The organism is Dactylosporangium sp. CA-052675 (assembly GCF_050947935.1).
Lineage (GTDB): Bacteria > Actinomycetota > Actinomycetes > Mycobacteriales > Micromonosporaceae > Dactylosporangium.
On sequence record NZ_CP192010.1, the window covers coordinates 2,394,413 to 2,418,541 of the forward strand.

Sequence of the window (24,129 nt, forward strand, 5' to 3'; positions counted from 1 at the left end):
AACCAACATCATGGCGCGAGCCCGGCGAGGAGCAGGTGTTTCCAGGACTGGTCGCCGGCGAGCGCGTACTGCCCGCCGGTCGAGCCGAACAGCAGCGGGTTGCCGTCCGAGCCGAGCACGGTGCCCGACGCGGGGTCGTACGAGGGGTCGGACGAGGGGTCGTACGCGGGGTCGGACGAGGGGTCGGAAGATGGGTCGCCCGACGAGCCGGGGCGCGGGGCGTTGTTGGTGCCCCGCACGCTGGAACCGGCCGCCTGATCCGCGCCGCTGCAGCGCGTCGAGCCCGCGTACCTGCACGGCGGCGGATCGTCCACATTGAGCACGAGCCCGAAGTGGGCCGTCCCGTCGCCGGGCGTGACCGTGAAGCCACCGGAGACGGCGAGCGGGTACACCACCAGGATCTGCTCGATGCCGGGCAGGCGCCGTGCCGCGACCCCGTTCACGGCGACGAGGTTGGCCAGCAGCGGGCCGATCGACGGCTCGACCCCGTCGAGCAGGGCGACGAGCTCGCGCGCGGCGGGCGGCGCGTCGGCGATGACGCGGCGCAGGTCGGCGTCGGAGGAGCGCAGCGTCTCGGCGATGCGGGCCAGGCCGGACGCCCACTGCCGGATCGCCTCGGCCGAGTCCTGCTGGGTCCGCAGCACCGTGCGGCCGTCGGCGAGCAGCGTGCGGGTCTGGGGCAGGGTCGCGGTGGCCGCGTCGAGGATCGCCTCGCTCGCGTCGAGCAGGTGCCGCAGCGCCCGCTCGTTGCCCTCGAACGCGGTGCCGAGCTCGTCGATGACGACGCTCAGCGCCTGCGGGTCCACCGACCGCACGAGCGCGTCGAGGTTGGCCAGCAGCGTCTCCGGCGCGAGCGGGACGCCGGTGCGCTCGCGCGGGATGACCGAGCCGTCGCGCAGGTACGGGCCGGTGTCGCCGTCCGGGCGCAGGTCCAGGAACTGCTCGCCGACCGCCGAGCGCTGCCCGACCACGGCCCGGGTGCCGGCCGGGACGAGCACGCCGTCGTCGAGGTGCAGCCGGGCGCGGGCGCCGGCGTCGTGCAGCGTCACGGACTCGACCCGGCCCACGGGCACGCCGCGGTAGGTGACGGGCGCGTTCGCGAAGAGCCCGCCGGCCTGGGCCAGATCGGCGTAGACGACGGTGCCGCGGCCCAGCAGGCGGTCACCCAGGCCGACGTACTCCAGCCCGACGTACACCATCCCGACGAGCCCGGCCACGAGGAAGGCGAGCACCTGCAGCTTGGTGGAGCGACCGATCACGGCAGCAGCCCTCCGCCCAGCACGTCGGTGAGGCCGCCCTGCCGGCCGTTGGTCTGGCCGGTCACCGGGGCCAGCAGGCAGGCGGGGGACAGGGCGGTGCCCGGCGGCAGCAGCGTGCCGGGCGGCAAGACGGTGCCGGGCGGCACGATCCCGCCGGGCGGGATCAGGCTCCCCGGCGGCACCTTGCTGCCCGGTGGCAGGATCTGGCAGTCCTTCGGCAGCTCGCAGCCCTTCGGCGGCACCCAGCCCGGCGGCAGCAGACCGCCGATCGGCAGGCAGCCCAGCGGTAGCACGCCGACGATCGGCGGGGTGGTGACCGGCGGCTTCGGCTTGTCCGTCGTGCCGCCGCCCTTCGGCTGCGAACCGGACGAGGACCGGCCGGCGGGGGACGAGGCCTGAGCCGGGGGAGCGGTCTGCACGAGCAGGTTGGACAGGATCGTGGTGGCGTCGAGGTCCGCGGTCGCGCCGAGGTTCACGTAGTCGCCGACGATCGCGCCGCTGACGTTGGGCGGGAACGGGAACGACAGCAGGAAGTCCAGCGACTTCGGCAGCGCGTCCCCGGCCTTCACCAGCTGCTCGAGGAGGGGCTGGAGCGCCTTGAGCGAGGCCAGGGTGTCGTCCCGGCTCTGCTCGATCACGCGGGTGCCGACCCGGCCCAGGTCCCCGAGCGCGGTCAGGGTCGCGGTGAGCTGCTCGCGCTGCTCCTCGAGCACGGTCAGTCCCGGGGCCAGCGACGACAGGGCGGTACCGATGACGTCGCGCTGCTTGGACAGCGACGTGGTGAGCCGGTCCAGCGCGTCGAGGGCCCGCACGATGTCGGCCTTCTGCGCGTCGAGCCCGCCGACGAACGTGTCGAGCTGGTGCAGCGCGTCCTTCGCGGCCGGCTCGCGGCCCTGCAACGCCTTGGCCAGCTCCTCGTTGATCGTCCTGAGCTGGGCCAGCCCGCCGCCGTTGAGCAGCATGCCGAGCGCGGCGAGCACCTCCTCGACCTCGGCCGAGCGCCGGGTGCGGCTCAGGGGCACGACCGAGCCGTCGCGGAGCGTGCCCTGCGGCGCCTCGGTCGCCGGCGCCTCCAGGGCCACGTACTTCTCGCCGAGGAGGCTGCTCTGGCGCACCGCCGCGGTGGCGTTGCCGGGCAGGCTCACCTTCTTGTCGACCCGCAGCCGCACGCGGGCCGTCCAGCCGGACAGCGAGATCCGCTCCACGCTGCCGACGGTCACGTCGTTGACCTTCACGGCGGCCTGCGGGACGAGGTCGAGGACGTCGGCGAACTCGGCGGTGACCGCGAAGCCGTCGCCGGCCGGCGCGCCGCCGGGCAGGTCGCAGCCCCCCACGAGCAGGCAGGCCGCGACGATCAGGGCCCGTCTCATCGCACACCCCGCAGGATCCCGCCCAGGGTCAGGTCCTGGGTGACCTCGGGCAGCACCGGCAGCGCGGGCGCCTTGGCCTGGGTCGCGGGCGTCGAAGGAGACGGCGCGGGGGCGGCCGCCGGCAGGCCCGGGGTCTGGCCGAGCGCGATGCACTCCTGCGGCAGCTGCGGGACGGCCTGCTTGAGGACGCTGCAGACGTAGGTGGCCGCGTCGTAGGGGCCGAGGGCGTCGTCGCGGGTGTCGAGGGTGCCGGAGCGCGGGTTGTACGCGAGGTTGAGGTTCGACAGCGCGAGCGGCGCCAGGTCGAGGATCTCGATGATCGCCTTCTGCTGCTTGGCGAGGATGCCGGTGACGTCCGCGAGGGCGTCCACGTTGGACACCAGCTCGTCCCTGTTGTCCCGGATGAACGCGGTGACCTGCGACAGCGCCGTGGCCAGCCCGCGCAGGGCCGCGGCCAGGTCGTCGCGCTCGCCCGCGAGCTGCCCGGCGACCTCGGCGAGGCGCTGGTTGAACCCGCGCACCGCGGCGTCGCTCTGGGCCAGGGCCGTCGTGAACGTCTGCAGGTTGACCAGGGTGCCGAAGAGGTCCTGGCGGCCGTCGGCGACGGTGGTCAGCGCCTTGTCCAGCCCCTCGATGGTGGTGTGCAGGTTCTCGCCGTTGCCCTGCAGGTTGGCCTGGCCGGCCTGCACGAGCTGCTTGAGCGCGCCGTCGGCGTTGGCGCCGCCGGGGCCGAGGGCCTCGTTGAAGTCGTTGAGGGCCTTGTAGATGTCGTCGATCTCCATGGGAACGGCGGTGCGCTCGACGGGGAGGTCCGCCCGGTCGGCCAGGGCCGGGCCGCTCGTGTAGGCGGGGGTCAGCTGGACGTACCGATCGCTGACCACGCTCGGCGGGATGATCAGGGCCTGCGCGTCGGCCGGGATGGGCCACCCGGCGTCGTAGGTCATCTCCACGCGGACCGTCCGGCCCTGCGGGATCACCGCCGTCACCTCGCCGATGGCGACCCCGAGCACCCGCACCGAGGAGCCCTTGTGGATGCCGACCGTCCGGGTGAAGTGCGCGACGAGGCGCCGCTGCGGGTGCCCGGTGCCGGCGATGACCAGGGCCACGGCCGCACCGGTGAGCACGGCGGCGGCGAAGGCGACGATGCGTTTGCGGGTCATGTCAGCCACCACTTCCGGGCAGCAGGCCGGCGAGGTAGGAGTCGAACCAGCGCCCGTTGCCGGTGACGTTGGCGAACGCGGCCACGAACGGCCCCATCCGCTGCAGCGTGAGCTCCAGGTTGTCGCGGTTGCGCTGCAGGATGCCGACGACCCCGCGCAGCTGCCGCAGGGCCGGCTCCAGCCGCTGCCGGTTGTCCGACACCACGCCGGCCAGCTGGTTGGCCAGGGCGTTGGTCCCCACGAGCAGGTCGTGGATCGCGTCCCGGCGCTTGCTCACCTCGGCCAGCAGCGCGTCGCCGTCCGCCACGAGCTTGCGGAACTCCTCGTCGCGCTGGGCCAGCACGCCGGTCACCTCGTGGGCGCGGGTCAGCAGCGTGCGCAGCTCGGCGTCGCGGTCGGAGACGGTCTTCGACAGCCGCGACAGCCCGTCCAGCGACGCCCGGACGCTGCCCGGGGTGTCGGCGAAGGCCTGGGCCAGGGTGGTGAACGCGTCCGCGAGCTGGGTGCTGTCGATCTGGTCGAGGGTGCCGGCGAGCCCGGTGACCGCCTGCACCACGTCGAACGGGGCGGCGGTGCGCTCGAGCGGGATCTCGGCGTCCTCGGCCAGCGTGCCGCCGCCGGCCGGCTCCAGCGCGAGGTACTTCTGCCCGAGCACGGTCTTGATGCGGATCGTCGCGCGGGTGGCGGTGCCGAGCCGGACCCCGTCGTCCTCCAGCCGGAACGTCACGCGCACGTAGGGGCCGCTGCCGCCCCGGGCCAGCCCGACGCCGGTGACCTTGCCGACGCGCACGCCGGCGACCCGGACCTCGTTGCCCGGCGTGAGCCCGCTCGCGTCGCGGAACGCGGCCCGGTAGCTCGTGGCGGTCAGCCCGGCGACGGCGTCGACCTTGAACGCGCCGAGCACGAGCGCGCCGAGCACGGCGAGCCCGACGGCGCCGACGACGAGCGGGTTGCGTTCCCGCAGGGGTTTCACGCGGCGCCTCCCGTGCTGCAGCGGGCGGCCGTCGAGGTGAAGGTCGCGGGGTTGATCTTCTGCCCGGCCAGCGTCACCCGGCCGTCGAAGTCGCACAGGTAGAAGTTGAACCACGAGCCGTAGGAGGCGACGCGGGTCAGGTCCGAGTACCGCTGCGGCAGTCCTTCGAGGGTCTTGTCGAGCACGCCGGCGTTGTCGTTGAGGGTGCCCGACAGCGTGCCGAGCCGGTCGATGTCGGCCTGCAGGGAGGGCCGGGCGTCCTGCAGCAGCGAGGCCGTGGCCCCGGTGAGGGTGCTCGCGTTGGCCAGGGCGTCGCCGATCGCGGCCCGGTCGGCGGCGAGGCCGGAGACGAACTGCTGCAGCATGGCGATCGTGGTGTCCAGGTCGTCGCGGTGCTCGTCCAGGGTGGACAGCACGCTGTTGAGGTTGGTCACGACCCGGCCGATGACCGCGTCCCGGTCGGCGAGCGTGCCGGTCAGCGACGCGGTGCTGCGCAGCAGGCTCGCGACGGTCCCGCCCTCGCCCTGCAGCACCTGGATGATCTCGTACGCGAGCTGGTTCACCGCCTGCGGGGTGAGCGCGGTGAACAGGGGCCGGAACCCGTTGAACAGCACCGTGAGGTCCAGCGCCGGGGTGGTCTGCGACTGCGGGATCGTCTGCCCGGCGCGCAGCGTCTGCCCGCCGCCGGGGCCCTCGCTGAGGGCGACGTAGCGCTGGCCGACGAGGTTGCGGTACCGAATCGTCGCCCGCACGCTCGTGGCCAGCGGGATGTCGTCGTCCACGGTGAAGGCGACCTCGGCGACCCGGTCGTCGGCGACGCGGATGTCGCTGACCTCGCCGACCTTCACGCCGGCGATGCGCACGTCGTCCCCGGCGAGCAGCCCGGTCACGTCGGCGAAGCGGGCCCGGTAGCGGGTGCCGCCGCCCGAGAAGGCGCCGAGGGTCTGCGCGAGCAGGGCGGTGAGCAGGATCGTCACCGCCGCGAACGCGCCGAGCTTGAGCAGGTCCCGGATCACTTCGCGTTCACCACCACGCCGCGCAGCAGCGGCCCCCACAGCAGGATCGCGATGTCGGGCACCTCGGCCGGTGGCACGCCGGTGGCCGCGCCGATCAGCGGTTCGAGCAGCTTGCGCTCCTGCTGCGTGCCCGCCTCGACGGAGGGCGGGGCGAGCGTCCCGGCCGTCCCGACCGGGAGCTTGGCGGGGCCCGGGCGGGCGGCGCCGTAGTCGTAGCCGTCGTTGATCGGCACGCCGGGCGCGGGCATCCTCGGGTCGGGCAGGCCGCGGCAGTCGGGCCCGTTCCGCGCCCCGTAGACCGGCTGGTCGCCGCCCACGTACTTGCCGTTGTCCCGCGTGATCTCCAGCGTGATGTGCATCCGGCCGCCGGTGAACACCTGCTCGACCCGCGGCTGCAGCGCGACCAGGCCCTGCATCAGGCACGGGTACTCCGGGGCGTACGCGGCCAGCAGCTCCAGCACCGGGCGGCTGACGTCGCCGACCTTGATGAGCTGGTCGCCGTGGCGGTCCAGGAAGTACTTCGTGGCGTCCGCCGCCGCCGTGGTGTCCGCGTAGAACGTGGCCAGCTGGGCGCGCTGGTCGACCACGGTGTCCGCGGTGACGGAGACGTCCCGCAGCAGGCCGAGCAGGTCCGGGAGCACGCCGTCGTACACGTCCAGGACCGCCGCGAGCCGCTTGACGTCCTCGGCGATGAGCGGCATGTCCGGGTTCAGGGCCTTGAGATAGTCGTCGAGGGTCACCAGGTCGCGGCCGAGCTGCTCGCCCTTGCCCTCCAGCGCGGTGCTCAGCGCGCCCAGGGTCGCGGCGAGCTTGTCCGGCTGGATCGCCTGCAGCAGCGGCAGGGCGCCGTCGAGGACCCGCTCGAGCTCGACGGCGCTCGCCGAGCGGTCCTGGCCGATGACGTCGCCGTCGCGGATGGCCCGGCCGCCGGTGCCCGGCGGCACCAGCGCCACGTACCGCTCCCCGAACAGCGTCTTGGGCAGCAGCCGCGCGCTGACCGAGGCGGGGATCTGCCCGGTGAGGGACGGGTCGAGCGCGAGGCGCAGCGTGGCGCCGGAGCCGTCGCTGCCGATGGCGCGCACCTCGCCCACGACGACGCCGTAGTACTTCACCTCGGCCCCCGGGCTCAGCTGCAGCCCGGTGCGCGCGGTCTTCAGGGTCACCCACGTGACCGGCGTGAAGACCTTGTTGTACTGCAGCACCGCCAGCCCGAGCGCGGCGGTCAGCAGCACGATGAAGGCCAGCCCCAGCAGCCGTCTCATCCGGCGATCCGTACCGTCGTCGTCGCGCCCCAGATGGCCAGCGACAGGAAGAAGTCCACGACGTTCACCGCGACGATGGCCAGCCGCACCGCGCGCCCGACGGCCACGCCGACGCCGGCCGGGCCGCCGCCGGCGGTGTACCCGTAGTAGCAGTGCACCAGCACCACGATCACGCTGAACACCAGCACCTTGCCGAACGACCACAGCACGTCGCCCGGCGGCAGGAACAGGTGGAAGTAGTAGTCGTAGGTGCCCGCCGACTGTCCGAAGTAGACGATGGCCATGGTGCGCGTGGCCAGGTAGCTCGACAGCAGCCCGATCACGTAGAGCGGCATCACCGCGACGAGCCCGGCGATCATCCGGGTCGTGACCAGGAACGGCAGCGACGGCACCGCCATCACCTCGAGCGCGTCGACCTCCTCGGAGATCCGCATCGCGCCGAGCCGGGCGGTGAACCCGCAGCCGACCGTCGCCGACAGCGCGAGCGCGGCGACCAGCGGGGAGATCTCGCGGGTGTTGAAGTACGCCGAGACGAACCCGGTGAAGGCGCTGGAGCCGATCTGGTCGAGGGCCTGGTAGCCCTGCAGGCCCACCTCGGTGCCGGTGAAGAACGTCATGCAGCAGATGACGCCCACGGTGCCGCCCGCCACGGCGAGCGCGCCGGTGCCGAAGCTGACCTCGGCGAGGAGGCGGAGGATCTCGCGCTTGTACCGCACGAGCGTGCGCGGCGCCCACGCGAACGCGCGCAGGTAGAACGCGAGCTGCCCGCCGAGGTCGTCGAGCCGTTGCAGGATGGCCACGTCAGCTCCCCTTCTGCGGCACGATCTGGAAGTACACGGCCGTGATGACGAAGTTGAGCGCGAACAGCAGCATGAACGTGATGACGACGCTGTGGTTCACCGCGTCCCCGACCCCCTTCGGCCCGCCCTTCGCGGTCATCCCCTTGTACGAGGCCACGAGCGCCGCCACCGCGCCGAAGACGAGCGCCTTGACCTCCCCGACGACGAGGTCCGGCAGCTGCCCGAGGGCCTGGAAGCTGGCGAGGTACGCGCCCGGCGTGCCGTGCTGCAGCACCACGTTGAAGAAGTAGCCGCCCGCCACCCCCACGACGCTCACGAGCCCGTTGAGCAGCACCGCGACCAGCATCGTGGCCGCGATCCGGGGCGCGACCAGGCGGTGCAGCGGGTCGATGCCCAGCACCTGCATCGCGTCGAGTTCCTCGCGGATCTTCCGCGCGCCCAGGTCGGCGCAGATCGCCGAGCCGCCGGCGCCCGCGATGATGAGGGCGGTCACGATCGGGCCGGCCTCGCGCACGACCGCGAGCACCGACGCGGCGCCGGTGAACGACTGCGCGCCGAGCTGGCGCACCAGCGACCCGAGCTGCAGCGCGATCACCGCCCCGAACGGCACCGAGACGAGCGCGGCCGGCAGGATCGACACCGAGCTGACGAACCAGGCCTGCTGGATGAACTCCCGCACCTGCCACGGTCGCCGGGCCAGGCCGCGCAGCGCGTCCAGCGCGAAGACGAAGAACAGCCCCGTCGCCCTCATGCGCGGAACGACCCTTCGGGCGGGGTGACGCCGTTGACCGCGCACCACTGGCCGGGCGGGCGCTCGGCCTTGCGCGGCCGGCCGTCCGAGGGCGGCAGCTGCAGGGGGATCGGCGGCAGGGGCGGCGGCTCGATCCCCGCCTCGGCCTCGGCCTTGAGCTCGTCGGCGTCCTTCTCCTCGGACATGCCGATCGGGCCGATGCGCTGGGCGTTGAGGAACTGCCGCACCACCGGCTCGGTGCTGGACAGCAGCATCTCCCGCGGGCCGAACATGGCCAGGTGGCCGTGGTAGATCAGCCCGATGTTGTCCGGGACCGTGCGCGCGGTGTTGATGTCGTGCGTGACGATCAGGAACGTGGCGTCGATCTGCTGGTTGAGGTCGATGATGAGCTGGTTGAGGTACGCGGTGCGGACCGGGTCGAGGCCCGAGTCCGGCTCGTCGAACAGCACGATCTGCGGATCGAGCACGAGCGCGCGGGCCAGCCCCGCGCGTTTGCGCATCCCGCCGGAGATCTCGCCGGGCAGCTTACTCTCGGCGCCGGTCAGCCCGACCATGTCGAGCTTCTCGGCGACGATGGCGCGCACCTCCCGCTCGGGCTTGCGCGTGTGCTCGCGCAGCGGGAAGGCCACGTTGTCGTAGATGTTCATGGACCCGAACAGCGCGCCGTCCTGGAAGAGGACGCCGAAGAGCTTGCGGACCTCGTACAGCTCCCGCTCCCGCAGGCGCGTGAGGTCGTGCTCGCCGATGAGGATCGCGCCCCGGTCGGGCTTGAGCAGCCCGACGAGCGTCTTGAGGAACACCGACTTGCCCGTGCCCGAGGGCCCCAGCAGCACCGAGATCTCCCCGGCGGGCAGGGTCAGCGTGACGTCGGACCACACGGGCTGGGCGCCGAAGGACTTCGTCAGCCCCTCCACGTGCACCTCGACGCCCATGGCTCCTCCGTTGGTAGCGCGGTTCACGGGTTGCATCGCGGCGGCCGCCCGGGGCGTAACAGCCGCCACGGAAAATTTCTCCGGGTGGTGCTCCCGGTCCGGTCCGGTTACCGTGCGTTCACGATGACGGCCACAATCGACCCGGGGCTCGTCGGCCGCGCCGTGCGGTCCGAGCCGGAGGCCACGGCGGAGCTGCTGGAGCAGCTGCGGCCGGGCGTGGTGCGCTACTGCCGCGCCAAGCTCGGGCGCGTCGGCGGCGCGTACACGACCGCCGACGACGTGGCCCAGGAGGTGTGCATCGCGCTGCTGCGGGCGCTGCCGCGCTACCGCGACCAGGGCCGCCCCTTCACCGCGTTCGTCTACGCGATCGCCGCGCACAAGGTCGCCGACGCCCAGCGCGCCGCGGTGCGCGACCCCGGCCCGATCCCGGCCTTCCCCGACAGCCCCGACGGCGCGCCCGGGCCCGAGCAGCAGGCCGTGCGCACCGACCTGGCCCGGCGCCTCTCGGCGCTGCTCGCCCGCCTGCCCGAGGCCCAGCGCGAGATCGTCGTGCTGCGCGTCGCGGCCGGCCTCTCCGCCGAGGAGGTCGGCGTCATCGTCGGGATGTCGGCGGCGGCGGTCCGCGTGAACCAGTCGCGCGCCCTGGCCAAGCTGCGCACCATGGCCGGGGACTCGCTGGGGGAGGTGGCGGCGTGACGGCGCTTCCCTCCGGCGGCCCGATCGTTGGTCCCGGCGCCCGCTGCGGCCTGCGTACGCTGGTTGGGCGGATGACGGCATGACGGATCGAGGTGACTTGCGAGGTCACATGGACAGCAGCGGCGAGGCGCCGGTCGACCTGGCGACGGTTCGCGCCGACGACGCGCTGCTGGACGCCCTGGCCGGCGGCTCGCGCCCCGCGTCCCCGTCCGCCGACGACGACCCGCTGACCGGCCTGCTCGCGGACTGGCACGACGAGCTCTCGGCGGATCTGCCCGACTTCGACCTGTCGTCCGAGCCCTCCTCCGCCGACGCGCTGCCCGACCTCCCCGAGCTGCGCACCGCCGCGCCGGATGCCGCCGGCCCCCAGCAACTGCCGGTCGCCGCCCCGCGCCCCCGCCGCCCCGGCTCGGGCCTGCGCCGCACCTTCGCGGCGGTCGCGGCGGCCGTCGTGATCTTCGGCGGCCTGGCCCTGGGCGCCGAGCAGTCGAGCCCGAGCGGCCCGCTGTGGCCCTTGACCCAGGTGTTGTACCCGGAGCAGGCCCACGCCCGCGCCGCCGAACAGGCCATCGCCGAGGCCGCGTCCTCGATCGCCGCCGCGCGGTGGGACGACGCCCGGCGCCACCTGGACACCGCCACGAGCGAGGCCGAGCAGGTCGACAACGCCGGCACCCGCCGGCGCCTGCTGGACCGGATCGCCGAGCTGCGCTCCCAGCTGCCGCCGGCGACCCCGCCGTCCCCGTCGCCGGCGATCCCGCCGCCCCCGGCTTCGGAGGCGGCCCCCGCGACCCCGACGCCGGCCCCGGGCGCGACGACACCGGGCGCGGGCGGGAACCCGGGCGGCGGCGGGGGCGCGACGAAGACACCGGGCGGCAACGGGGAGATCCTGCCCGGCCTGCCGACGCAGATCGTCCCGACGGGTCCGGGCGGCCTGCCGCTGCCGACCCGGATCCTTCCGTCCGTTCCGGGGCTGCCGCTGCCCACGCTGTGATCGTGGTTCCCGGACTCGGCCTGGTTGCGGGCCTGGTTGCGGGCGTGGTTGCGGGCGTGGTTGCGGGCGTGGCCCGTCTGGGCCTGTGGCTGCCCGGGCTGTGACCGTGGTTCCCGGATCCGGCCTGGTTGTGGGCCTGGTTGCGGGCCTGGCCCGTCTGGGCCTGTGGCTGCCCGGGCTGTGACCGTGGTTCCTGGACTCGGCCTGGTTGTGGACTCGGCCCACCCCGGCTGCCGCTGCCCGTGCTGTGACCGTGGCGCGCGAAATCGGTTGCGCGTCCGGCCGGGTGGGGTGTCGGGTGGCGGCATGGACGTGAACGAGATCCTCGCGCGCTTCGACCGGGAGATCCGGCAGCAGCCGCGGGAGGGCCCCGGCGCCCTGGTCGAGCACGACCCCGGCGTGGTGCGTGTGCTGAACGCCGCCGACGGCTGGACCGGCATCCCGTGGTCCGGCCTCGGCGGCCTCGACGCGGACGCGGTGATCGCGGCTCAGATCCGGCGATTCGCGCAGGCCGGCGTCCCGTGGGAGTGGAAGCTGTACTCCCATGACCAGCCCCACGACCTCGCCGACCGCCTCCTGGCCGCGGGCTTCGAGCCCGGCCCGGCCGAGGCGCTGCTGGTCGCCGAGGTCGACGCCCTGCCGCGGGAGCCGAGCCCGCCGGAGGGGGTGCGCCTGGTGCCGGTGACCGACGCCGAGGGAGCCGGGCACGTGGTCCGGATCCACGACGAGGTGTTCGGCGGCGACCATGCCGCCATCGGCCGGCAGCTGCTGGAGCGCCCCGACGACGTGCGGGCGGTCGTCGCCATGGCCGGCGACCGGCCGATCTGCGCCGGGCGGGTCGAGCTGCACCGGGGTACCGAGTTCGCCAGCCTCTGGGGCGGCGGCACCGACCCGGCGTGGCGCGGGCGCGGGGTCTTCAAGGCCGTGGTCGCCTGGCGGGCGGCGCGGGCCGCGGAGGCGGGCTTGCGCTACCTGCAGGTCGACGCGAGCGACGACAGCCGGCCGATTCTGCAGCGGCTGGGCTTCGAGCGCCTGGCCACCACGATCCCGTTCGTCCACGGCTGACGAGCACGTTCGCACCGACTGACGCGCGTCCATCTGTGCGCGTTTCCGCACCGCTCACGCATGGCCGTCCGGTTGTGCGCGTTTCCGCACCGCTCACGCATGGCCGTCCGGTTGTGCGCGTTTCCGCACCGCTCACGCACGGCCGTCCGGTTGTGCGCGTTTCCGCACCGCTCACGCACGCGCGTCCGTTCCTGCGCGTTTCCGCACCGCCTCGCCCGTGTGTGTCTGTTCTCGCGCGCGCGTGGGTGCGCGTTTCTGCAGCGGCTCGGCTACTTGCGGCACGTTCGGACACTGCACGCGGCTATGACCGGCGGCGGTAGTGGCGCAGGACCAGGGTGCCTCCGCACGCGAGCACGATCACGCCGAAGACGGCGCCCAGGAGCGGGTTCACAGTGGACAGTGCGGCGTTGAGCACGGCCGCGACGGCGAGGGCGATCCAGAGCATGCGGTGCTTCGTCATGCCGACGACGCTACGGCCGCCACCGGTCGCGATCGATGCCGTGCACTGCCGGCCCGGGGTATAGCAGGCTGTACTTTCCGGCGCCCGGCCAGCACCCGCCGGGCTGCGGCCGGAGCCGCATTCGGGCAGGTGGAGCGGCTTGTCGGCGAGGTCCGGACGGTGTTGCGGGCGCGGAGAGCACCGCGCGGGGCGGGCCCGGGAGGCTGTACGTTCGGCGCATGGCTCAGGTCAGGCTCCGAGCCGCGCTCGATGCGCTGGAGCGGCTCGTCGGCGGGCTCGGCACCGCGTTCCTCGCGCTCATCGCGCTGCTCACGGCCGCGGCGACGCTGATCGCGTGCGCGGTCGGCATCGGCATCGTGCTGGTGCCGTTCGCGGTGCGGCTGGTGCGCGTGGTCGCCGACCGGGAGCGGGACCGGCTCTCCAGGACCGGGCCGGAGCTGCTCGGCCATCTGCCCGCCCCGACCCGGCTGCGCGACGCCGTCGCCGATCGTGCGGTTCGGCGGGAGATGGCGTGGGCGGCGGTACACGCGAGCCTCGGTCTTCTGCTCGGCATCTTCGCCATCGCGCTGCCGATCAACGTGCTGCGCGACGGGTCGTTCCCGCTCTGGTGGCGGCTCCTGCCGCCCGACGGGGCCACCTCGTCGATCGGCTTTCCGCAGGTCCACGACACCCGCGGCGCGCTGTGGGTGTCGGCCCTGGCGCTCGTGTGGCTCTTGCTCGTCTTCTACGCCACGCCGCTCATGGCCCGCCTCCAGGAGGCGCCCGGCCGCCGGCTGCTGGCGCCCGCGCCCGGCACCGATCTGATGCTGCGCGTCGCCGAGCTCACCGCGACCCGAGCCGCCGCACTCGACGCCCACGCCACCGAGTTGCGCCGCATCGAGCGGGCGCTGCACGACGGTACGCAGAACCGCATCGTCGCCGTGAACGTGCTGCTCGGTGCCGCGCGGCGGGCCGTGGCCAAGAACCCGGAGCGGGCCGACGAGATCCTGGAACGAGCCCAGGGCGCGGCCGAGGCGGCCCTCGCCGACCTGCGCGCGGTGGTCCGTACCATCCTGCCGCCGGTGCTGACCGACCGCAGCCTGCCCGACGCGCTGCGCTCCCTGGCCGCGAACTGCGCCGTGCGGGTCGACGTGGACGCGGACCTGCCGGTGCGGTGCGCTGCTTCGGTGGAGGCGACCGCGTACTTCGTCGCCGCCGAAGCCCTCACGAACGTCGCCAAGCACAGCGGCGCGGAACACGGGACGATCCGCCTGCGCCGGGCTGGCGACCGCCTGCACCTGACCATCACCGACGACGGGCACGGCGGCGCGGACGAGCACGGCGGCTCCGGCTTGACCGGCATCCGCCAGCGCGTGGCGGCCCACGACGGCACCGTGGAGCTGAGCAGCCCACCGGGCGGCCCGACGATCCTGAGCGTGAGCATCCCGTGCGGCGCATGACCGCGAGCGACACCGCGAACGGCGACACGCGCAACGCCACGCGGAAGGGTGCGGGCCGCGGCGCACGCAGCGCCGCACGCCACGGCGGGCGCGCCGACACGCGCAACGCCACGCCGGCGGCGCGACGGGCGGCGCGTCGGGCGAGACGCGTGAGGGCGCGGGGTGCGGCGTGGGTGGCGGCGCGCGCAATGACGCGCGTGAGGGCGCGGGGTTGCGGCGTGGGTGGCGGCGCGCGCAATGACGCGCGTGAGGGCGCGGAGTGCGGCGTGGGTGGCGACACGCGCAACGACATGCGTGATGTTGCGGGAATCGGTGAGCGCGGCGGCGTTGTCAACGGCGTGCATGGTGAGCGTGCGTGGCGGTGCAGCGCGGGTTGCAGCGTGCGTGGCGGTGCGCGGGACTGCACGAGGGCGGCGCGCGTGACTGCACGAGGGCGGCGCGCGTGACTGCACGAGGGCGGCGCGCGTGACGGTGCGAGCAGTGGCGCGTGACGGTGTGAGGAGTGGCGCGTGACGGTGCGAGGAGTGGCGCGTGACGGTGTGAGGAGTGGCGCGTGAGCGTGCGAGCAGTGGCGTGTGAGCGTCCGAGCAGTGGCGCGAGAATCGTGGCGAGAAGCGTCGCAAGCGGCGGCGTACACCTGGCGAGCCTGGAAGTGAGCATGCCGTGCGGATCGTGATTGCCGAGGACGACGCCCTGCTGCGGGAAGGGCTTGCGATGCTCCTGCGGGCCGAGGATCTCGACGTCGTCGCCACCACTGACAACCCGACCACGTTCCTCGCCGCCGTCGACGAGCATCAGCCCGACGTGGCGATCGTGGACGTGCGCATGCCCCCGACTCACACGGACGAGGGCATCGTGGCCGCGGTCGAGGCGCGCCGCCGCCGGCCGGAGCTTGCGGTGCTGGTCCTGTCCGCGTACGTCGAGCAGGCCTTCGCCACCGACCTCCTCACCAGCGGCGGCTCCCGGCTGGGTTACCTGCTCAAGGAGCGTGTCGGCCGTGTCGAGGAGTTCCTGACCGCCCTGCATCGAGTCGCCAACGGCGGCACCGCGATCGATCCGGACGTCGTCGCGCAACTGCTCAGCCGCAGCCGGCCCGACGCCCGCCTGGAGCGCCTCAGCGCCCGCGAGCGCGAGGTACTCGCCCTGATGGCCGAGGGCCTCGGCAACACCGCGATCGCCGAGCGTCTCTTCGTCACCGAGGGGGCCGTGCACAAGCACATCCGCAGCATCTTCGCCAAGCTGGAGCTGGCCCCCGACGACCGTACCGATCGCCGGGTAGCCGCGGTGCTGCACTACCTCGAAGCCTCCTGATACACGCGCACCACTGCGCGACGAACGTGCGTGATGCGGTGGCGGAATGTGCGCGTTGGTGGCACGGCGGCGGTGGTGTGCGATGCGGCGACGAACGTGCGTGATGCGGTGGCGGAATGTGCGTGTTCGTGGCACGGCGGCGGCGGTGTGCGATGCGGCGACGAACGTGCATGATGCGGTGGCGGAACGTGCGCGTTGGTGGCGCAGCGACGGTGGTGTGCGATGCGGCGACGAACGTGCATGATGCGGTGGCGGAACGTGCGCGTTGGTGGCGCAGCGGCGGCGATGTGCGATGCGGCGACGAACGTGCACAATGCGACGACGAAACGTGCGATGCGGCGACGAGACGCGCGGCTGCGGCGGCGACGAACGTGGGCGACGCGGCGTAGTGCGAGAAGGGCCAAGGTTCGGGCGAGCGACGCGCGGCGCGGGCAGCCGGGGCGTGAGCCGGCGCGGTGGGAGGTCAGGTCAGGCGCGTGATCGCCGCCAGCAGGTCGGCCTGCGTGATCGGAGCCGCCGCCCCGCTGCGAGCCTCGCTCATCGCCTTGTCCAGCTGCGCCCGCCGCAAGGCCTCCTTGAGGTCCGCGCCCGTCAGCCCCGTCGCCGCGGCCGCGAGGGCGTCCAGGTCCACGTCGTCGGCGAACATGCGGAACGCCGCCGTCTCGTGCCGGGCGATCAGGCCCCGGATGAGTTTGCCCAGGATCGCCGCTCGCGCGCGCGGGCCCGGCGGCGGCACGGCCAGCTTCAGGTCGAAGCGGCCGGAGCGCACGAGGGAGGCGTCCACGCGGTCGGGGAAGTTCGTCGTCGCCACGACGATGACGTTCGGGTTGGCCTCGATGAGCGTGTTCATCTCCTGCTTGAAGATGCCCGCCACCGCGTTGATCATCTGGCCGGCGGCGTCGAAGGCGGCGCCCGTGTAGCTGATGATCGAGTCGAACTCGTCGAAGAGCAGGACCGTGGGGCGGCGCAGGGAGCGGGCCTCGGTGAAGATGCGCTGGATGTTCTTCTCCGAGTTGCCGACCCACTTGTCGAGGATCTCGGGGGTGCGGATCTCGCGCAGGTCGCCGTCGATCTCGTTCGCCAGGGCCTGCGCGAGCATGGTCTTGCCGGTGCCGGGCGGGCCGTAGAGGAGGATGCCCTGCGGCCGGGTGGCGCCCCAGCGGGCCATCACGTCCGGGTGGCGGAACGACACGGCGACGTCGCGGAACTGGGCGACGACGTCCTCGAGGCCGCCGACGTCGTCGAGCCGGACGCCCTCGGGGCCGGCCGGGGCCTCGGCCGCGGGGCTCACCGTCACCGGGCCGGACGAGCCGGTGAGCTCCATGACGGCGAGGACGAGGGCGGGGAGGGAGGCCGAGCGCAGTACGAGATCCGGGCCGTCCTCCTCGACGTGGACGGCCGGATCGTGCACGTCGGTGGCGCGGGCGGGGCGGGCACTGCGCGCGAGGCCGACCGCGATGATCGTGCCCAGCACGGCGCCGGGCAGGCCGAGCAGGCGGAACAGGGCGCCGCCGGCCGCGCCGCCCGCGAAGACCTTCGCGAACGCGGGCAGGTTGAAGGCGCCGCGGACCCAGCGGGCCCGGTAGCCCTCGCCGTCGACGACGATCTCGACTCCGCGGTGCGGCAGGTCGTGCCCGACCACGTCGCCGGCCGCGAGCAGGTGCCCGTCGACGACGCGCACCACCCGCCCGCCGACGTCGACGACCTCCACCGCGGGCCGCAACTCATGCTCGGCCATGTGTTCGAGTCTGCCACGGCTCGCCGGCGTTCGATGCCGCCCGAGGCGTCCGGCCCGGGGCGGCAGTGCGAGACCGGTGGCGAAAAAAGGGGGCAGGTTTCCGGACCGGGCATCGGACAAAACGGGGATACTGGACAGGAGCGCGAAGGGCTGGACATGAAACATCCCCGGAGTACTGTCCCGGGGATAGGAAAGGAATGCCATGCTCGACCGGTTCAACGGCCTCGCGCCCGAGGCCGCCGAGGAGGCCCTGCTCGCCTGCTGCGCGTCGCGGGGCTGGGCCGCCCGGGTGGTCGCCCGGCGGCCCTATCAGACGCCCGCCGACCTGGTGGTGGCGGGCGTGACGGCATTCGACGAGCTCGGCTGGGCGGATCTGCAACGGGCCCTCGCCGCGCATCCGCGCATCGGCCGGCGACCTTCCGGCGACGGTACCGAAGCCGCCTGGTCCCGCCTCGAGCAGTCGGGCGTCGAGGGTGCCGACGACGAGCTGGCCGAGGTCAACGAGGCCTACGAGCGCCGCTTCGGCCATTTGTTCCTGATCTTCGCGAGCGGCAAGTCGACCGACGAGGTGCTCGCGGCGGCCCGTGGCCGGCTGCGCAACGACGACGACACCGAGCGGGTCGTGGTCCGCGGCGAGCTGCGCAAGATCGTCGAGCTGCGGCTGGAACGCCTGGCCGAGGAAGCCGAGGCCGCATGAGCGAACCCCAGCGAAGCGCCCGAAACCGCGGCAAAGCCGGCGCCGGAGCCAAAGCCAACGCCGGAGCCGGAGCCGGAGCCGGAGCCGGAGCCAAAGCCAACGCCGGAGCCGGAGCCGGAGCCAAGGCCAGAGCCGGAGCCAGAGCCAGGGCTGGTGCCAGAGCCAGAGCCAGGGCTGGTGCCGGAGCCAGGGCCAGGGCTGGTGCCGCATGAGCCTGTCCACGCACGTGCTGGACACGGCCCGCGGCATTCCGGCCTCGGGCGTGCCGATCCGGCTGGAAACGGCCGAGCGGATCTTCGTCGGCGACGGGCTCACCGACGTCGACGGCCGCCTGCGCTGGGACGACGTCGGCACGGGCCGCTACCGGCTGATCATCGACACCGCGGCCTACCTCGGCCCCGACGCCTTCTTCCCCGAGGTGTCGATCGTGTTCACGATCGCCGACGCCCGCCACCATCACGTCCCGCTGCTGCTGAGCCCGTTCGGATACTCCACCTACCGAGGGAGCTGAGCAGTTGCCGATCTTCGAGCTGGGCCCGAACCAGTACGGCAAGGCCGAGACGCGCCTGGTGCGCGTCGAGCGCGCCGCGGACGGCGATCGCCTCACCGACCTCAACGTGAGCGTCGCCCTGCGCGGCGACCTCGCGGCCAGCCACCTGACCGGCGACAACGCGGCCGTCCTGCCCACCGACACCCAGAAGAACACGGTCTACGCCTTCGCCCGCGAGTTCGGCATCGACAGCATCGAGGCGTTCGCGGCCCGGCTCGCCGAGCACTTCGTGGCCACCCAGCCCACGATCCACGAGGCCAGGGTCACGATCCAGCAGTACCCGTGGCAGAGCCTCGGCACCGGGCACGCCTTCCGCCGCGACGGCGGCGAGACCCGCACCGCCACCGTCCACCATGGACACCACGGGACCCAGGTCGTCTCCGGCATCACGGGGCTCGTGCTGCTCAAGACCACGGACTCGGAATTCCACGGGTACATCAAGGACCGCTACACCACCCTGCCCGAGACCCGCGACCGCGTCCTCGCCACGTCGGTGGACGCGACCTGGCGCGCCGCCGAGGGGTTCACGGATCCCGCCCCGGCGAGGGCGGCCCTGGTCGAGGCGTTCGCCGACACCTACAGCCTCGCCCTGCAGCAGACCCTGTTCGCGATGGGCTCGCGGGTGCTGCTGCGCTGCCCGGACGTCGTCGAGGTGAAGCTCTCGCTGCCCAACCGGCACCACTTCCTCGTCGACCTGGCGCCGTTCGGGCTCGACAACCCCAACGAGGTCTACTACGCGGCCGACCGGCCCTACGGGCTCATCGAGGGCGTGGTCCGCCGCGACGGCGTGGCGATCCCCGAGGAGGTCGTGTGGAGTTTCTGAGCCCGTCCACCTGGGGCGAGGCCCTCGCGGCCAAGGCCGAGCACCCCGACGCGGTGCCGATCGCGGGCGGCACCGACGTCATGGTCGAGCTGAACTTCGACCGCCGCCGCCCGCCCGCGCTGCTGGACCTGACCCGCGTCCGGGAGCTCGCGGAGTGGGCCGCCGACGGTGACGTGCTGCGGGTCGGGGCCGGGGTGACGTACCGCCGCCTCATCGACGAGCTCGGCGACCGCCTGCCCGGCCTGGCCCTCGCGGCCCGCACGGTCGGCTCCCCGCAGATCCGCAACCGCGGCACGGTCGGCGGCAACCTCGGCTCGGCCTCTCCGGCCGGCGACGCCCACCCGCCGCTGCTCGCGTGCGGGGCCGAGGTCGAGGTCGCCTCGGTGCGCGGCGCCCGGCGCATCCCGGCGGCGGCGTTCTTCGCCGGCCCGAAGCGCAGCGCCCTGGCGCCGGACGAGCTCATCGCCGCGTTCCGCATCCCGCCCGCGCCCGGCCCGCAGCAGTTCGCCAAGGTCGGCACGCGCAACGCGATGGTGATCGCGGTCTGCTCGTTCGCCCTGGCGCTGGACCCGGTGCGCCGGGCCGCGGGCACCGGGATCGGCTCGGCCGGGCCGACCCCGCTGCGGGCCGCCGAGGCGGAGTCGTTCGCCGCCGAGCTGCCGTGGGAGTCGCGCGAGCCGCTGCCCGAGCCGGCGGTGGCGCGCTTCGGCGAGCTCGTCGCGGCCGCGGCGCGCCCGATCGACGATGTGCGGGGCAGCGCCGCCTACCGCCGCCACGCCCTTGCCGTCCTCGCTGGACGGACGCTGCGGTGGGCGTGGGAGGAGTACCGATGCGGCTGAATCTGTCCGTGAACGGCGAGCAACGCACCGCCGACGACGTCTGGGCGGGCGAGAGCCTGCTCTACGTGCTGCGGGAACGGCTCGGCCTGCCCGGCGCCAAGAACGCGTGCGAGCAGGGCGAGTGCGGCTCATGCACGGTGTACCTCGACGGCACCCCGGTCTGCGCCTGCCTGGTCGCCGCCGGCCAGGCCGCGGGCCGTGCGGTGCGCACCGTCGAGGGGCTGGCCGAGCCCGGCGCGCTGCACCCGATCCAGCAGGCGTTCCTGACCGCCGGCGCCGTCCAGTGCGGCTTCTGCACTCCCGGGCTCATCGTGGCCGTGCACGACCTGCTGGAGCGCAACCCGGATCCCAGCGACCCGGACATCCGCGAGGCCCTCGCCGGGAACCTGTGCCGCTGCACCGGCTACGAGCACATCATCGCCGCGGTGAAGCTGGCGGCCCGCCGATGATCGTCATCGAGGGGTGCGCCATCGCGACCGTCGACGCGGCCGGCACCGAGCACGCCGACGGGCACATCGTCGTCGCGGGCGACCGGATCGTGGCGGTCGGTGCCGGGCCCCACACCGGCGACGAGAGCGTCACGCGGGTCGACGGCCGCGGCTGCCTGGCCACCCCGGGGCTGGTCAACACCCACCACCACCTCTACCAGTGGGCCACCCGGGGCCACGCGCAGCAGGAGATCCTGTTCGGCTGGCTCCGGGAGCTGTACCCGATCTGGGCCCGCATCGACGAGGGCACCGTGCACGCCGCGGCCTCCGCGGGCCTGGCCCAGCTCGCGCTGAGCGGGTGCACGACGAGCACCGACCACCACTACGTGTTCCCGCGCGGCGGCGGCGACCCGTTCGCGGCCGAGATCGACGCGGCCGCCGCCGTCGGGCTGCGCTTCCACCCGTGCCGCGGCTCGATGGACCTCTCCGAGAAGGACGGCGGGCTGCCCCCGGACTCCGTCGTGGAGGACACCGACGCCGCGCTCGCCGCGACCAAGGACGCGATCGACCGGTTCCACGACCCCTCGCCGGGCGCCATGGTGCGCGTCGCGGTCGCGCCGTGCAGCCCGTTCTCCGTCACCCCGCGGCTCATGCGGGAGGCGGCCGAGCTGGCCCGGGCCGAGGGTGTGCGGCTGCACACCCACCTCGCCGAGACGGTGGAGGAGGAGTCGTACTGCCGCGAGGTCCACGGCCGCACGCCGGTCGAGTACGCCGAGGGCCTCGGCTGGCTCGGCGAGGACGTCTGGCTCGCCCACGGCGTGCACCTCGACGCGCCCGCGATCGCCCGGCTGGGCGCGACCGGCACCGGCGTCGCCCACTGCCCGAGCTCCAACGGCCGCCTCGGCGCCGGCATCGCCCCCGTCCGTGACCTGCTCGACGCCCGGGTCCCGGTCGGCCTCGGGGTCGACGGCGCCGCCTCGCAGGAGGCCGGGGAGCTCGGCGCGGAGCTGCGCCAGGCGCTCTACCTGGCCCGGCTGCGCGGCGGCCCCGCCGCCCTGAGCGCGCGGGAGTCGCTGGCCCTGGGCACCATCGGCGGGGCCCGCTGCCTCGGCCGCGCCGACGAGCTCGGCTCGCTGGAGCCCGGCAAGCTCGCCGACATCGCGCTGTGGCGCCTCGACGGCCTCGGCCACGCCGGCATCGAGGACCCGGTCGCCGCGCTCGTGCTCGGCCCGGCCGCCCCGCTGCGCCTGCTGCTCGTCGGCGGCCGCGCGGTGGTCCAGGACGGCTCGCTGTCCACTGTGGACGTCACGCGGGTCGCCACCGATCTGGCCCGGGCGGCGAGGAGGCTGCGATGACGACCTCGGTGGCAACGGCCGGCGGCATCGGCACCTCGCCGGTCCGGCCCGACGGCACGCTCAAGGTGACCGGGGAGTTCGCGTTCTCCTCCGACCTGTGGGCCGACCGGATGCTGTGGGGCGCGACCCTGCGCAGCCCGCACCCGCGGGCCCGGATCGTGTCCGTCGACCTGACCGAGGCCCTGCGGCTGCCCGGCGTGCACGCCGTGCTCACCGCCGAGGACGTGCCCGGGGCCAAGCACTACGGCCTGGAGCACCGCGACCAGCCGGTGCTCGCGATCGGGCAGGTCCGCTACGCCGGCGAGCCGGTCGCCATCGTCGCCGCCGACCACCCCGAGACCGCCCGGCGGGCCGCGGCGCGCATCGGCGTCGAGTACGAGGTGCTGGCGCCCGTCGTGGACAGCGAGGCCGCTCTCGACCCGGCCTCCGCGCCGGTGCACGAGTCCGGCAACCTGCTGCGGCACGTGCCGATCCGCAAGGGCCCGCAGGACGTCGTCGCGCCGGTCGTCGTCACCGGCGAGTACGAGGTCGGCATGCAGGACCAGGCGTTCCTCGGCCCGGAGTCCGGGCTCGCGATCCCGGCCGAGGACGGCGGCGTGGACCTGTTCATCGCGACCCAGTGGCTGCACGGCGACCTCGCCCAGGTGGCCGACTGCCTCGGGCTGCCGCCGGGGAAGGTGCGGCTCAGCCTGGCCGGTGTCGGCGGCGCGTTCGGCGGCCGCGAGGACGTCTCCATGCAGGTGCACGCGTGCATGCTGGCGCTGCACACCGGGCGGCCGGTGAAGATGGTGTACTCCCGCGAGGAGTCCTTCTTCGGCCACGTGCACCGCCACCCGGCCCGGCTGCGCTACGAGCACGGCGCCGACGAGACCGGCCGGCTGCTCTACGTGCGGGCCCGGATCGTGCTCGACGGCGGCGCGTACGCGTCCACCTCCATGGCCGTCGTCGCCAACGCCACGACGCTCGGCGTCGGGCCGTACCGGGTGCCGAGCGTCACCGTGGACGGCTACGCGGTCTACACCAACAACCCGCCGTGCGGCGCGATGCGCGGCTTCGGCGCCGTGCAGGCCTGCTTCGCCTACGAGTCGCAGATGGACCGGCTCGCCGCCGCGCTCGGGCTCGACCCGGTGCAGCTGCGCGCCCGCAACGCCCTGCAGCCCGGCGACACCATGCCCACCGGCCAGGTCGTCACCGGGCCGGCGCCCGTCGCCGAGCTCCTGCGCCGGGTCCGCGACCTGCCGCCGCCCCCGCCCGGCAGCGGCGACCCCCGCGGGTTGCCCGGCGGCGTCGCCAACACCACGCACGGCGAAGGGGTGCGGCGGGGCGTCGGCTACGGCGTCGGCATCAAGAACGTCGGCTTCTCCGAGGGCTTCGACGACTACTCCACCGCCCGGGTGCGCCTCGAGCTCGTCGGCGGCGAGCCCGTCGCGGTCGTGCACACCGCGGCCGCCGAGGTCGGCCAGGGGCTCGTCACGGTCATGGCGCAGATCGTGCGGACCGAGCTCGGGGTGCGGCAGGTGACGGTGGCCACCGCGGACACCACGATCGGCAGCGCCGGGTCCTCGTCGGCGTCGCGGCAGACCTACGTCACCGGCGGCGCGGTCAAGGCCGCCTGCGAGGCCGTGCGCCGCGAGATCGAGCGCCGCGCCGGCGGGGAGGTCACCGACCTCGCCGCCGTCCTCGTCACCGTCCTCGGCGACCAGCCGATCGAGCAGACCGTCGAGTGGCGGCACCGGCCCACGTCCCCCCTCGACCCGCGCACCGGGCAGGGGGACGCGCACGTGCAGTACGCGTTCGCCGCCCACCGGGCCACCGTCGACGTCGACGTGGAGCTCGGGCTGGTGCGCGTGGTCGAGATCGCCACCGCGCAGGACGTCGGGCGGGCGCTGCACCCGCAGTCGGTGCGCGGCCAGATCGCCGGCGGCACCGCCCAGGGGCTCGGGCTCGCGGTGATGGAGGAGATCCAGGTCGTGGACGGGCGCATCCGCAACCCGTCGTTCACGGACTATCTCATCCCGACCATGCTGGATGTCCCGCCGATGCGCATCGACGTGCTCGAGCTGGGCGATCCCGAGGCGCCGTACGGGCTGCGCGGCGTCGGTGAGCCCCCGACCATCTCGTCCACCCCGGCGATCGTCGCGGCGATCCGCGCCGCCACCGGCCTGCCGCTCAAGCGGGTGCCGGTGCGGCCCGAGCACCTGACGGGAACGTGAG

The 24,129-nt window shown here is 74.1% G+C and carries 23 protein-coding genes; 12 read left to right on the forward strand and 11 right to left on the reverse strand.

Going from position 1 to position 24,129, the window contains the following annotated elements; genetic code table 11:
- Positions 1-8 precede the first annotated feature (8 nt).
- Genes ACQP1P_RS10765 through ACQP1P_RS10805 form a run of 9 tightly spaced genes read right to left on the reverse strand, consistent with a single transcriptional unit; the run spans position 9 to position 9,523 of the window.
- Entirely contained in the window at positions 9-1,259 is a 1,251-nt protein-coding gene (locus ACQP1P_RS10765) for an MCE family protein (protein ID WP_433085517.1), read from the reverse strand.
- Complete coding sequence (locus tag ACQP1P_RS10770; RefSeq protein ID WP_433085519.1) at positions 1,256-2,629, reverse strand: MCE family protein; 1,374 nt, start codon at positions 2,627-2,629, stop codon at positions 1,256-1,258. The genes ACQP1P_RS10765 and ACQP1P_RS10770 overlap by 4 nt, the downstream gene beginning before the upstream one ends.
- Positions 2,626-3,789: an MCE family protein gene (locus ACQP1P_RS10775; RefSeq protein WP_433085520.1), complete on the reverse strand. Its 1,164-nt coding sequence runs from the start codon at positions 3,787-3,789 to the stop codon at positions 2,626-2,628. The genes ACQP1P_RS10770 and ACQP1P_RS10775 overlap by 4 nt, the downstream gene beginning before the upstream one ends.
- A gap of 1 nt (position 3,790) precedes the next feature.
- Positions 3,791-4,762 carry an MCE family protein gene (locus ACQP1P_RS10780; RefSeq protein WP_433085522.1) on the reverse strand — a complete coding sequence of 324 codons (972 nt, stop codon included), beginning with the start codon at positions 4,760-4,762 and terminating at the stop codon, positions 3,791-3,793.
- Complete coding sequence (locus ACQP1P_RS10785; protein ID WP_433085524.1) at positions 4,759-5,778, reverse strand: MCE family protein; 1,020 nt, start codon at positions 5,776-5,778, stop codon at positions 4,759-4,761. Before ACQP1P_RS10785 ends, ACQP1P_RS10780 begins: the two co-directional genes overlap by 4 nt.
- On the reverse strand, positions 5,775-7,040 hold the full coding sequence (locus ACQP1P_RS10790) for an MCE family protein (protein ID WP_433085526.1): 1,266 nt from the start codon (positions 7,038-7,040) through the stop codon (positions 5,775-5,777). Before ACQP1P_RS10790 ends, ACQP1P_RS10785 begins: the two co-directional genes overlap by 4 nt.
- On the reverse strand, positions 7,037-7,840 hold the full coding sequence (locus ACQP1P_RS10795) for an MlaE family ABC transporter permease (protein WP_433085528.1): 804 nt from the start codon (positions 7,838-7,840) through the stop codon (positions 7,037-7,039). The genes ACQP1P_RS10790 and ACQP1P_RS10795 overlap by 4 nt, the downstream gene beginning before the upstream one ends.
- A 1-nt stretch (position 7,841) precedes the next feature.
- Entirely contained in the window at positions 7,842-8,591 is a 750-nt protein-coding gene (locus tag ACQP1P_RS10800) for an MlaE family ABC transporter permease (RefSeq protein ID WP_433085530.1), read from the reverse strand.
- Positions 8,588-9,523 (reverse strand): ABC transporter ATP-binding protein, encoded by a 936-nt coding sequence (locus tag ACQP1P_RS10805; protein ID WP_433085532.1) that lies wholly within the window; start codon positions 9,521-9,523, stop codon positions 8,588-8,590. Before ACQP1P_RS10805 ends, ACQP1P_RS10800 begins: the two co-directional genes overlap by 4 nt.
- Before the next feature lie 123 nt (positions 9,524-9,646).
- On the opposite strand from ACQP1P_RS10805, the gene shbA reads away from it, so the two are divergent.
- The 3 genes from shbA to ACQP1P_RS10820 all read left to right on the forward strand — a co-directional run bounded on the left by shbA (position 9,647) and on the right by ACQP1P_RS10820 (position 12,275).
- Positions 9,647-10,219, forward strand: a complete 573-nt coding sequence (gene shbA / locus ACQP1P_RS10810) for an RNA polymerase sigma factor ShbA (protein WP_433085534.1) — start codon at positions 9,647-9,649, stop codon at positions 10,217-10,219.
- A 109-nt stretch (positions 10,220-10,328) separates the two neighbouring features.
- Positions 10,329-11,210 carry an anti-sigma-D factor RsdA gene (locus tag ACQP1P_RS10815; protein WP_433085536.1) on the forward strand — a complete coding sequence of 294 codons (882 nt, stop codon included), beginning with the start codon at positions 10,329-10,331 and terminating at the stop codon, positions 11,208-11,210.
- Positions 11,211-11,516: 306 nt separating this feature from the next.
- Positions 11,517-12,275, forward strand: a complete 759-nt coding sequence (locus ACQP1P_RS10820; RefSeq protein WP_433085538.1) for a GNAT family N-acetyltransferase — start codon at positions 11,517-11,519, stop codon at positions 12,273-12,275.
- A 301-nt stretch (positions 12,276-12,576) separates the two neighbouring features.
- Here ACQP1P_RS10820 and ACQP1P_RS10825 read toward each other — a convergent pair whose 3' ends face one another.
- Positions 12,577-12,735 (reverse strand): hypothetical protein, encoded by a 159-nt coding sequence (locus tag ACQP1P_RS10825; protein WP_433085540.1) that lies wholly within the window; start codon positions 12,733-12,735, stop codon positions 12,577-12,579.
- A gap of 218 nt (positions 12,736-12,953) precedes the next feature.
- On the opposite strand from ACQP1P_RS10825, the gene ACQP1P_RS10830 reads away from it, so the two are divergent.
- Positions 12,954-14,174, forward strand: coding sequence for a sensor histidine kinase (locus tag ACQP1P_RS10830; protein WP_433085542.1), 1,221 nt, complete (start codon positions 12,954-12,956; stop codon positions 14,172-14,174).
- 663 nt (positions 14,175-14,837) lie between these two features.
- Positions 14,838-15,485: a response regulator transcription factor gene (locus tag ACQP1P_RS10835; protein ID WP_433085543.1), complete on the forward strand. Its 648-nt coding sequence runs from the start codon at positions 14,838-14,840 to the stop codon at positions 15,483-15,485.
- Positions 15,486-15,948: 463 nt separating this feature from the next.
- Here ACQP1P_RS10835 and ACQP1P_RS10840 read toward each other — a convergent pair whose 3' ends face one another.
- Positions 15,949-17,223 (reverse strand): AAA family ATPase, encoded by a 1,275-nt coding sequence (locus ACQP1P_RS10840; RefSeq protein WP_433085544.1) that lies wholly within the window; start codon positions 17,221-17,223, stop codon positions 15,949-15,951.
- Between the two features lie 202 nt (positions 17,224-17,425).
- On the opposite strand from ACQP1P_RS10840, the gene uraD reads away from it, so the two are divergent.
- The 7 genes from uraD (at position 17,426) to pucD (ending at position 24,128) form a co-directional block, all read left to right on the forward strand.
- Positions 17,426-17,920: a 2-oxo-4-hydroxy-4-carboxy-5-ureidoimidazoline decarboxylase gene (gene uraD / locus ACQP1P_RS10845; RefSeq protein WP_433085545.1), complete on the forward strand. Its 495-nt coding sequence runs from the start codon at positions 17,426-17,428 to the stop codon at positions 17,918-17,920.
- 208 nt (positions 17,921-18,128) lie between these two features.
- The gene (uraH, locus tag ACQP1P_RS10850; protein WP_433085546.1) at positions 18,129-18,431 is read left to right on the forward strand and encodes a hydroxyisourate hydrolase; all 303 of its coding nucleotides are present in this window, start codon (positions 18,129-18,131) and stop codon (positions 18,429-18,431) included.
- Positions 18,432-18,435: 4 nt separating this feature from the next.
- On the forward strand, positions 18,436-19,293 hold the full coding sequence (gene pucL / locus ACQP1P_RS10855; RefSeq protein WP_433085547.1) for a factor-independent urate hydroxylase: 858 nt from the start codon (positions 18,436-18,438) through the stop codon (positions 19,291-19,293).
- Positions 19,281-20,132 carry an FAD binding domain-containing protein gene (locus ACQP1P_RS10860; RefSeq protein WP_433085548.1) on the forward strand — a complete coding sequence of 284 codons (852 nt, stop codon included), beginning with the start codon at positions 19,281-19,283 and terminating at the stop codon, positions 20,130-20,132. Before pucL ends, ACQP1P_RS10860 begins: the two co-directional genes overlap by 13 nt.
- On the forward strand, positions 20,123-20,581 hold the full coding sequence (locus tag ACQP1P_RS10865; RefSeq protein WP_433085549.1) for a (2Fe-2S)-binding protein: 459 nt from the start codon (positions 20,123-20,125) through the stop codon (positions 20,579-20,581). The genes ACQP1P_RS10860 and ACQP1P_RS10865 overlap by 10 nt, the downstream gene beginning before the upstream one ends.
- Positions 20,578-21,915: an 8-oxoguanine deaminase gene (locus ACQP1P_RS10870; protein ID WP_433085550.1), complete on the forward strand. Its 1,338-nt coding sequence runs from the start codon at positions 20,578-20,580 to the stop codon at positions 21,913-21,915. The genes ACQP1P_RS10865 and ACQP1P_RS10870 overlap by 4 nt, the downstream gene beginning before the upstream one ends.
- Complete coding sequence (gene pucD, locus ACQP1P_RS10875; RefSeq protein WP_433085551.1) at positions 21,912-24,128, forward strand: xanthine dehydrogenase subunit D; 2,217 nt, start codon at positions 21,912-21,914, stop codon at positions 24,126-24,128. The genes ACQP1P_RS10870 and pucD overlap by 4 nt, the downstream gene beginning before the upstream one ends.
- The last annotated feature ends 1 nt before the right edge of the window (position 24,129 follow it).

What these genes read in the sequence shown, in the direction of transcription:
- ACQP1P_RS10820 (WP_433085538.1), top strand. Translation starts at nt 11,517, where the DNA reads ATGGACGTGAACGAGATCCTCGCGCGCTTCGACCGGGAGATCCGGCAG.
- ACQP1P_RS10815 (WP_433085536.1), top strand. Translation starts at nt 10,329, where the DNA reads ATGGACAGCAGCGGCGAGGCGCCGGTCGACCTGGCGACGGTTCGCGCC.
- ACQP1P_RS10770 (WP_433085519.1), bottom strand. Translation starts at nt 2,629, where the DNA reads ATGAGACGGGCCCTGATCGTCGCGGCCTGCCTGCTCGTGGGGGGCTGC.
- uraD (WP_433085545.1), top strand. Translation starts at nt 17,426, where the DNA reads ATGCTCGACCGGTTCAACGGCCTCGCGCCCGAGGCCGCCGAGGAGGCC.
- ACQP1P_RS10830 (WP_433085542.1), top strand. Translation starts at nt 12,954, where the DNA reads ATGGCTCAGGTCAGGCTCCGAGCCGCGCTCGATGCGCTGGAGCGGCTC.
- shbA (WP_433085534.1), top strand. Translation starts at nt 9,647, where the DNA reads ATGACGGCCACAATCGACCCGGGGCTCGTCGGCCGCGCCGTGCGGTCC.
- ACQP1P_RS10840 (WP_433085544.1), bottom strand. Translation starts at nt 17,223, where the DNA reads ATGGCCGAGCATGAGTTGCGGCCCGCGGTGGAGGTCGTCGACGTCGGC.
- ACQP1P_RS10800 (WP_433085530.1), bottom strand. Translation starts at nt 8,591, where the DNA reads ATGAGGGCGACGGGGCTGTTCTTCGTCTTCGCGCTGGACGCGCTGCGC.
- pucD (WP_433085551.1), top strand. Translation starts at nt 21,912, where the DNA reads ATGACGACCTCGGTGGCAACGGCCGGCGGCATCGGCACCTCGCCGGTC.
- ACQP1P_RS10805 (WP_433085532.1), bottom strand. Translation starts at nt 9,523, where the DNA reads ATGGGCGTCGAGGTGCACGTGGAGGGGCTGACGAAGTCCTTCGGCGCC.
- ACQP1P_RS10865 (WP_433085549.1), top strand. Translation starts at nt 20,123, where the DNA reads ATGCGGCTGAATCTGTCCGTGAACGGCGAGCAACGCACCGCCGACGAC.
- ACQP1P_RS10825 (WP_433085540.1), bottom strand. Translation starts at nt 12,735, where the DNA reads ATGACGAAGCACCGCATGCTCTGGATCGCCCTCGCCGTCGCGGCCGTG.
- ACQP1P_RS10870 (WP_433085550.1), top strand. Translation starts at nt 20,578, where the DNA reads ATGATCGTCATCGAGGGGTGCGCCATCGCGACCGTCGACGCGGCCGGC.
- ACQP1P_RS10775 (WP_433085520.1), bottom strand. Translation starts at nt 3,789, where the DNA reads ATGACCCGCAAACGCATCGTCGCCTTCGCCGCCGCCGTGCTCACCGGT.
- ACQP1P_RS10790 (WP_433085526.1), bottom strand. Translation starts at nt 7,040, where the DNA reads ATGAGACGGCTGCTGGGGCTGGCCTTCATCGTGCTGCTGACCGCCGCG.
- uraH (WP_433085546.1), top strand. Translation starts at nt 18,129, where the DNA reads ATGAGCCTGTCCACGCACGTGCTGGACACGGCCCGCGGCATTCCGGCC.